At 41.7% G+C, this 8,749-nt stretch carries 6 protein-coding genes; 4 read left to right on the plus strand and 2 right to left on the minus strand.

The features are described from left to right. Positions 1 to 943 precede the first annotated feature (943 nt). The 4 genes from ACED45_RS23260 to ACED45_RS23275 all read left to right on the plus strand — a co-directional run bounded on the left by ACED45_RS23260 (position 944) and on the right by ACED45_RS23275 (position 5,927). Positions 944 to 3,172: a hypothetical protein gene (locus ACED45_RS23260; RefSeq protein ID WP_371715129.1), complete on the plus strand. Its 2,229-nt coding sequence runs from the start codon at positions 944 to 946 to the stop codon at positions 3,170 to 3,172. Positions 3,173 to 3,440: 268 nt separating this feature from the next. Beyond that, entirely contained in the window at positions 3,441 to 3,995 is a 555-nt protein-coding gene (locus ACED45_RS23265) for a hypothetical protein (protein WP_371715130.1), read from the plus strand. A 315-nt stretch (positions 3,996 to 4,310) separates the two neighbouring features. Next, complete coding sequence (locus ACED45_RS23270) at positions 4,311 to 5,675, plus strand: primase-helicase family protein (RefSeq protein WP_371715131.1); 1,365 nt, start codon at positions 4,311 to 4,313, stop codon at positions 5,673 to 5,675. Positions 5,676 to 5,744: 69 nt separating this feature from the next. Beyond that, on the plus strand, positions 5,745 to 5,927 hold the full coding sequence (locus ACED45_RS23275; RefSeq protein WP_371715132.1) for a hypothetical protein: 183 nt from the start codon (positions 5,745 to 5,747) through the stop codon (positions 5,925 to 5,927). Between the two features lie 909 nt (positions 5,928 to 6,836). On the opposite strand, the gene ACED45_RS23280 is transcribed toward ACED45_RS23275, so the two are convergent. After that, entirely contained in the window at positions 6,837 to 6,959 is a 123-nt protein-coding gene (locus ACED45_RS23280) for a hypothetical protein (RefSeq protein ID WP_371715133.1), read from the minus strand. Positions 6,960 to 7,029: 70 nt separating this feature from the next. Continuing rightward, positions 7,030 to 8,568 carry a protelomerase family protein gene (locus ACED45_RS23285; protein ID WP_371715134.1) on the minus strand — a complete coding sequence of 513 codons (1,539 nt, stop codon included), beginning with the start codon at positions 8,566 to 8,568 and terminating at the stop codon, positions 7,030 to 7,032. Positions 8,569 to 8,749: the final 181 nt, after the last annotated feature.

Below are 8,749 nucleotides of genomic sequence, written 5' to 3' on the forward strand. Positions count from 1 at the left end.
TATACGTATAGTGGTTCCCACATGTACCGTATAGTGGTATGGGTGAGTATGTACCGTATGATTGTATGGGTTAACATGTACCGTTTTTAAATGTCACAACATGTGAGTGGGTGTTGTTCCGGTGTGTACCATTTAGGGCTATTGTGGTTATTTGCTGTGACTAAAATTAAAATTAATAGAAACGACCAGTATCCGTGATTAACATAAAACACCGGATAAACCTAAGTGCTACATGCTGGTGGATGGGGGTAAACGACCAGCCAGAAAGCGGTACACAGCATAGTATGAGCTACTTCCTATAAAGTTATATGGAAATGAAGATACCTAGTAACAACAGGCTTGTGGAGGCGGAAGAGAGGAATTATCAGTATTGATATATCACAAATAGCAGGTAATAAAAAACCGCCTGACTATCTAGTAGTTCTGTGGCGGTTTGGTTTAGCGGTCAAATTCAATCTAACACTATATGTAGTGTCAATCAACAAAAAAACATTCAATATATAGGTAATTAATTGCAAATGTCCCATACTCAGGGTAGCATTTCCCTAGAGTGCAGAAATTGCAACCGACACCCAGACAACACATGAAAGCTCGCCAAAAGGCGGGCTTTTTTTATACCTGAAATTCACCAGAGGACAAAGCAAATGAGCCAAGACCCAAGCAGGTTAAGCCAACACCTAAAGAAAGCAATGATCACTATGCAGCTAACCGGGTGCTCAGCCGAAGAGGCTTCTAGCATTACTGGGGTAAGTAAGCGGCACCTTTTAAGACTGCATAGGGACGGAGATACACGAATAATCTCTTACCAAGTCGGACGAGAGGTCATTTTTGATAAACCCAACCTAATTAGGATGAGAGATTCATTCTCTCCTAAAAAGCCAACAACACATTAAAAGGCGTCTCAAATGAGACGCCTTTTTTTATTCCTTAATGAGAAACCACCATGACACAAATTGCTGATTTTAATATCCGCTTCAATGCTGATTCTGCCAAGTTTCAGAAAGATGTGGATTACGCAAAAAAAATGCTGCGGGGATATACCAAAGAAGCCTCAGCAGCCAATGATTCTACGGCCGGATTGAGCAAGCGACTATCCACTGCAGGAGGGGAATTCAAAAGCATAGGAGAAACATCACTAAGAGTTGCAGGAATGGTAACCGCTGGGATGGGATCAATGGCAACTGCTAGCGCTTATCTTGTCCGAAAAAGCGCCCAACAAGCCAGAGAAGTTGAGCGAATGTCTACCGTAGCTCAAATATCTGTCGAACAGATACAGGCTCTATCTTATGCGTCTGAACAATACAGCATCAGCGGCGACAAGATGGCTGACATCCTCAAAGACGTAAACGACAAGTTGGGGGATTACGCTGCTACTGGTGGAGGTGAGTTTAAAGACTTTTTTGAACAAATAGCCCCAAAAGTAGGTTTAACCGTTCAGGAACTACAGCGCTTATCCGGTCCGGAAGCATTGGTAGCAGTCAAAAATGCAATGGACCAAGCTAACGTTCCAATGAAGCAACAAACATTCTATTTGGAATCAATAGCGAATGATGCATCAGCTTTAAGCCCTTTACTTGAAAATAATGGCAAAAAACTATACGAGCTTACCAATAGATACCAAGACTTAAATGTTGCAATGTCAGAATATGACATCGAAAAATTTAAGCAAATGGATCAGAAGTTAGAGGACATGTCCTTAAAACTTCAAAAGTCATTTTCTATTGCTGTTGTTGGCGCTGGAGATCAAATCGACTGGTTAACTGACAAGGTTTCTTACTCAGTGTCCTACTGGGGCTCTCTATTCGATAGTTTGGGCGACTCTCCAAAGACACAAGATGGAATACTCAGAAAACTAGGTAATGCTCGAGAGGATGCTCGTTCAACCAGAATTGAACTAGAGCAAGCCGAAAAAGCATTGCAGCAATTAAAACAAATCCAAAGCAGAGCATCATCTGACATAGCGGCTCAAGCGCACCTAGCTAACGCTGGTTTTGAGGACAAAATTCAACAGGCTACAACCAAGGTTGAAAAGCTGCGGAAAAGCTATGAGACCTACAGCGACACCATTAATAAATACCAACGTCAGTATGAAGATCAGGTTTTAGGATTAAACCGGGGTGATAAACCGCCAAAGAAACCATCTCTCAATATAGCTGGCGCTGGTGGATTGCCTTCCTTTAGCTCTAGTGATAATCAGAATTCCAGTGGTTCAAAACTATCAGCGTTAGACAACCAATACGCCAATGAAAGAGAAAAGCTAAAACTATCTCATGAACAGCGCCTACGTGATATTGAGGGCCTCCAGATCTCTGAGCAAGAATTAACGCGCCGAGGCTTTGAAACCATGGATGCGTTAAAAACTGAATACCGGGAGCGAGAAAAAGAGTTCTACGCAACAGCGCAAGAAGAGCACCAGCTCAAGCAAGATGAAGCTATTCAGCGAGAGCTTGAAGCATTCGCACGTAAGGAGGACGAGAAAACTCGAAAGGCTGATCAAGCAGCACGGCAACGCGCCGAAACTGAAAAGCGTTTAGAAGCCCACGTTTTAGGCATGAAAATGCAAGTTGCCGGGCAAGCACTAGGAATTATTGAACAAACCGCCAAAGAAGGCTCTGCCATTCAGAAAGCTGCTTTCTTTGCCCAGAAAGCGATGGCTGCTGCTCAGGTTTATATTCAAGGTGAAGTTGCTGCAATGGCTGCAATGTCCTTGCCTCCTATCGGTCTTGGCCCAATTGCTGGTGCAGGCATGGCAGGAACAATCAGAATGATGTCTGCTGCCAGTGCAGGGATGATCATGGGACAGGCCATTGCAGGTATGGCTCATAATGGCATCAGCGAAATACCAACAGAAGGTACTTGGCTGTTAAACAAAGGTGAACGCGTTTACACAAACGAATCAGCCAAGCGGATAGACCTAATGTATGGAGACATCAAACGGCTAGAAGAACGCATGCCAAGATCTAAAATGCCATCAATGAATACCGACGCGCCCCAAAAACAACAGTCCGAACCTTGGACAGTAATAATAAATGAAGCTCCTCAAGGAACACATTATCAAGTGGATGACAACGAAAAGGTCATTAATATCATGATGAAAGATGCCAACGAAAGCGGGCCATACCTAAGTTATATCGCCAACAAACTTGGAGTTAGACAGCACGGCTACAAGTAAAAAATAAATTGCGACCATGGTCGCAAACAACAATTGCGACCGTGGTCGCATCCACTCCATCTTCCAAGACTTCCGCTAAAGAAATTACCGTAACCCCTGAAATAACGGGGGCTTAAGGGTTCTTTTAAACCGGAAACCGGAAACCAGAAAATTCAAAGAAAAATTAAAAGTGAGAGGTTTTCTGCGAGGTGTGTACCCCGTGGAGAGTCCGGGTGCTCAGAAGGACCCATTTAATTCTGAGCCCCACCAACCAACAAAGGAATAATCCATGAACGTAATGCAACAGTGCGATCAAATTATCGCAGAACTACACGAGTCAAAAGCTCAATGTCAAAACAACCTAGAGCTAATTAAAACTAAAGTTAAAGAACTGGCTGAGGAGATAAAAAACATCAGCGCACCCAATCGATGGGAGGATCTAAACGACCTTCGATGCACCATCCAAGACAAGATGTATGACTTGAAGAAGCGAGCATTAAACTCAGAACTAGACCCGTTCAAGGTACTAGAAGCCCGACAAGATATAACCATGTGGATCACTAAGGGAGAGTCTAGCGTTCGCATGATTGAACTCGACATTAGCAATAATGATGCAGTCAGGCTCAAGGCTTGGTTATCAATAGACCAAAACAACTTAAAGACAAGCCAACGATTCGACCGAAAACCAGTAGAAGAAGCTCTTATTAACTCTTTGTTTAAAGAGGAACAAGAGAATTTAAACAATCAACTATCCAAGGTTGAAGGAGCAATGAATACCAATACCCATGCATCTAGAAGCATCGATAACATTAAATCATCCATTAAAAGCAGCGGGTTAGCCTAATAAACAAGCGGCGTTAGGTTGATTTTACACTCCGGACACATCATAATTAGATATGTGCACCAGCACTGATTTTTAGATGTGAGTAGGCTGATTACCGACTCTAAACAGCATCTACGAAAGACCCACAATTCACGCCGGATTGTGGGTTTTTTCGTTTTTACGCAAATGCTTGCAATCCTGTTTAGTTCCTATTAATATTTTTTAAACAGGCGACTTAATCACTCGCCAACAAACTACAACGGCGTGTCCTTATGAAAAATACAACTCAGTATAATTGCGCCCGTTTAATACCAATAGGTATTGATGGGGTGCTCTATGACAAATAATGTAACTCAATTACGCGCAAGACGTGAAATTCTTGACGATCTCGAAATTCAAGAGCGTATCAATCAGCGTATCAACCATCTCAACAAAACATTTACCCACGTTATAAGCAACGGTAAGAACTACGTTGTTAGAACTAGCAGCAACTCACTTGACCAACCATACCTTGAGTTTTTCACGGTACGCGAGTTCAAGGACATGCTAAGCCATGAGAGCGAAGTTCTGACAGGTTATACAAAAACCATGGACGAAAAAATAAAACCCGTGGCTGATGTATGGTTGAAAAGCGGCAAAGCAAACCTTTGTACAAAAGGCATTACTTTCTATCCAATCGACAAACATTATATTAATGGAAAATTAAACTCATATTTTGGATTAGGTGCTTCACCTATGCCATACGAGTTCATTGATATTGGAGCCTACCTCCTTCACCTCGAACTAATTATCTGTAATGCAGATAAGAACTGTTATGAATACCTATTAAACTGGCTTGCTCATATGGTTCAAAAACCTATAGAAAAACCAGAAGTAGCAATTGTTCTAAAAGCAGGACAAGGTACGGGTAAAGGTACTTTTGTTGATCCAATAGGTAAAATCATAAGCGCCCACTTTGTTCATTTAACAGAGCAATCTCAAGTGGTTGGACGCTTTAACAGCCTTCTCGAAAACAAAGTACTAATTTTCGCTGATGAATTTTTTGCAGGCAGTAAAAAACATACTGACCAACTAAAAGGCATGATTACAGAAAAAACAGCAAAAATTGAACGTAAGGGCGTAGATTCGATAATGGTTCCTAGCTTCTCTCGCCTTATCATGGCTTCAAACCACGAAAATATTGTAAGCATAGAAAAAGATGAACGCCGATACCTTTATTTAGAAGTCAGCGAAGAACGAAAGCAAGACCATGACTATTTTGAAGCATTAAGACAAGTTATTGATAATCCAAAATTCACAGGTCAACTTCTCCAATTCCTATTAGAAAGAGATATTAGCAATTTCAACCCAAGACGAGTTCCACAAACAAAAGCTCTTGGTGAACAAAAATTAGATAACCTTGACCCTCTAGAACGCTGGTTTTATTCATGTTTAAAGAACGGACAACTGACTGGTGGGCAATGGCCTGCAAGAGAGTTAAGTTCAACACTTACAACCAATGTTGAAGCATGGTTAGAAACAAAGCATCTTGAAGTTTGGGGCGATGTATCCAGAAAACTTGGACACCTGCTTAAAAAACTGAATTTCAGAAAGGTGAAACAAAGGATAAGTGGTAGTCCAGAATGGATGTGGGAAGTCCCACCACTTAATGATGTTAGAAGCAGCTTCTGCCAATATCTCAACACAGAAATAGAATTTTAAGAGAACAGCTAGTGAAGGCTGGTCAGAGCCATTCACTAGCCTACCAATACGCATATAAGGACTATACGAATGGATACTAAAAATATTACCAGAGAACAACGCGCTCAGCTAATCGGAAAACTTGAATTAGTCATTCATGCTGTGCAACCCGGAGCTGTAATTTCTGAAGAAATGGCTGAGATAGTTATTGAAACACTTATGGAAGCCAGAGGGGTCATCAGAAAACACCCCATCCAGTTGAGCAAGATTTAACCTCTAACCACAGCCCCTGCTATTAGCAGGGGCTTTTTTTTACCTTTTGTTCCGGTGTTCCGGTTTTGATGTTCCGAATGTTCCGGAACAGTTCCGGAAAGTTCAAAATGTAAGTTGTTGATAAATAAGATAAGTTCCGGATGTTCCGCTTGTTCCGTATAAAACGTATGAATTTCTCTATATACAAAACTTTTTGTACTGCAAATCAAAAACAAAACCGGAACATCCGGAACATCCGGAACAAACCAATAAAATCAATAACTTATAAAACATAAAAACCGGAACAAAACCGGAACAGAACCGGAACAGAACTGGAACACTCTGATAGTCCAACAGCAAAGCTCTATACAAATGCACTCGCTATACGTTCAGTGCCTCTAGTCGCTCCGCTCCGGCTTAGCAGGGCGCGGGGGAGTGTATCTGGCGTGGTAAGCTCAGCATTACGCGAAAATGGCTCCTGAGCGCTCGGGGAGGACGTAAAGAGCGTCTCCGCTACGCTCCATGCCGCAAGCGGCATTATTCTTTGATTTGGTAAAACTCTGAGGAACAACCACGGGCATTATCCACCCGACCCTTATCGATTGTGTTTTTTGAGTTGGTAGTTTGTTTAAAGTCAGAACCTGACTCTGGATTACAGATTCAAGATAAGTTTTTGATTTTAAAGGTTCAGAGCAAGATAAAAGTGATCCACCTTGCCGATTCTGTATATATATTCCAGAGGTCTAAAGTGGATCACCTTTCCCAGTCTTTTCTAGGATGAAAACCGACCTCAGAAACATAAAAAAAGTGTCCCAGTAACGCCTAAAAAAGTGTCCCAGTAACACCCCAGAAAATGTCCCAGTAACATGGGGAGAAGGCTGTATTTTTTGTGCTGGTAGTTTTGAACAAACCACCAGCCAGTTTTATTGCTTAATGAATGCCATTCAAGGCTAGATAATTTGCAACCTGAGTTGCGAGATTTTGTTTCTGTTTGCTTGATAAGATTTGAGATTTAGCGATAAAGATAATAATCTCTGCCACATCAACTTTCATGTTAAATACTCTATCTAGTGTGTTAGTTGTCTGAACCCCTAGTAGTCGCAATACTAGGGGTTTTCCTTTTTTACATCGGTTGGTCTAATTCAGCCTTTTGGATTAGCTTCACGAACTCACCAATTAGAGCTGGACGGATTACAGGTTTAAAACCTGACTTGGATGTTTCGCTTGGGATCGCATTACGTAGGTTGTAAGTCGATACCGTGTAGGTTAAATCAGCCTTAACTTGATCAATTACGAACTCCATAGCTTTGATGAACGCTTTTTTCTCGGCAATGGCTTTTGTTGCTGCCAGTTCTTCGAGCTTTTGAACTCGCTCACCACTCATATCTTTAAACTCAGCTTTAATTTTTTGAGCCTGCTTAACTTCACTTGCCGTTACATCATCTTTTGAATGCAGTTTTTTGTAGCTGTTTGCTGTTTTGATGTCGACGTGGTGAAGACTATCTCGGATAAATTTGTCTTGTTTTACCTTGCCGCCATTAGCTGCATATTCTTGATAGGCGCAATTAACATACAGGTCGCGACTTAATTTGAACGCAACCCCAGTTGCTCGCTTGCCTCCCTCCGTCCATTTTAAAACCGCTTTGCCGTCAGTAGTGCTAATCAGCTCACCAAGGACACGGCTTGCACAGTCGTTGCTTTGCTTATGGACTGAGTTGTTTAAGATCTCGTTTTTCTCATCGTTGCTATCAACTTGGTCAATTCGTGAGATTAAAGAGGCAATTCGTTCACAGGAGCGTAGGCGATCTACTGTCTCTTCCACCAGCTTAGGGTCGGCTAAGCATGGGATAGTTACTGACTCTCGCTCATACTCACCTGCTTTTTTCTTTGCAAACCCAGTAACCTTGATCTTTCTTCCGGCTTTTGCCTCAAATGAAGACAAGTAGAACACTTCATAACTTCTACGGCCCGTAGCGAGAGCCACACCCAGAGCCACTTTTTGCCATCCATCGCCAGCAGTAGATGTAGTTAGTAATTCAGGGATTAGAGAAACGATCTCTTTGTAGTCGTACACACGGTCTAGATCAGCATCTTGGTAGCGTTCTACTCGCTCAGCAGCAAGGCTGTTTTTCTCTTTGTGCTCATCCTCACTACGCACTAGGTGAGATAAGATTTTTGGGTCAATTTCATTTAGGCACTGTTTAGTTAATCTTTCGCTAAGATTCTTTCTCTTTGCTTTCAAGTCCGTTGACTCAGTATCCTTAACCTCTTGGATGAAGACCTTTAATTCAGCCTTAGCGCTGTAGTAGTTTAGAGCTAAAATCCCGTTGATTCGGTCTGAATGTTCTGGGTGCTTATCAGCAATACCAGACAGCTTATTTTCATATGCAGGATTGGTAAACCCAGCCTCTCTAATCTTTGTTCTGACTCTGGTAACGTAGCGGTTAAAGGTTTCCACCTTGATAAACTGAGTGATGTTTTTTCTTCCATCAGTTCCGCGCAATTCCTTTAACACCTTGTTTGCTAACCGCTTTTCTGCTTGGTTGATTTCACGGGTAGTCTTACCATCAGCCCTGAACGCTTGCATTTCATCAATTGCCATTTCAGTTACACTTTTTAAGTCAACGATTTTATTACCTCGTCCGCCTGCTTTCTTTTCCATACTCTCACCTTTATTTAATTTGGTACATATCTGAACATGTTTATAGTATAGCAAAAATAACGGTACACACAAGACCATATCAAAATAAATATGGTACATGTGAGCACAGTCACAAAATTGTGAATTGGTACATACTCACCCATACCACTATACGGTACATGTGGGAACCACTATACGTATA

Origin of the sequence: Vibrio crassostreae (assembly GCF_041439375.1) — a bacterium.
GTDB lineage: Bacteria > Pseudomonadota > Gammaproteobacteria > Enterobacterales > Vibrionaceae > Vibrio > Vibrio crassostreae_D.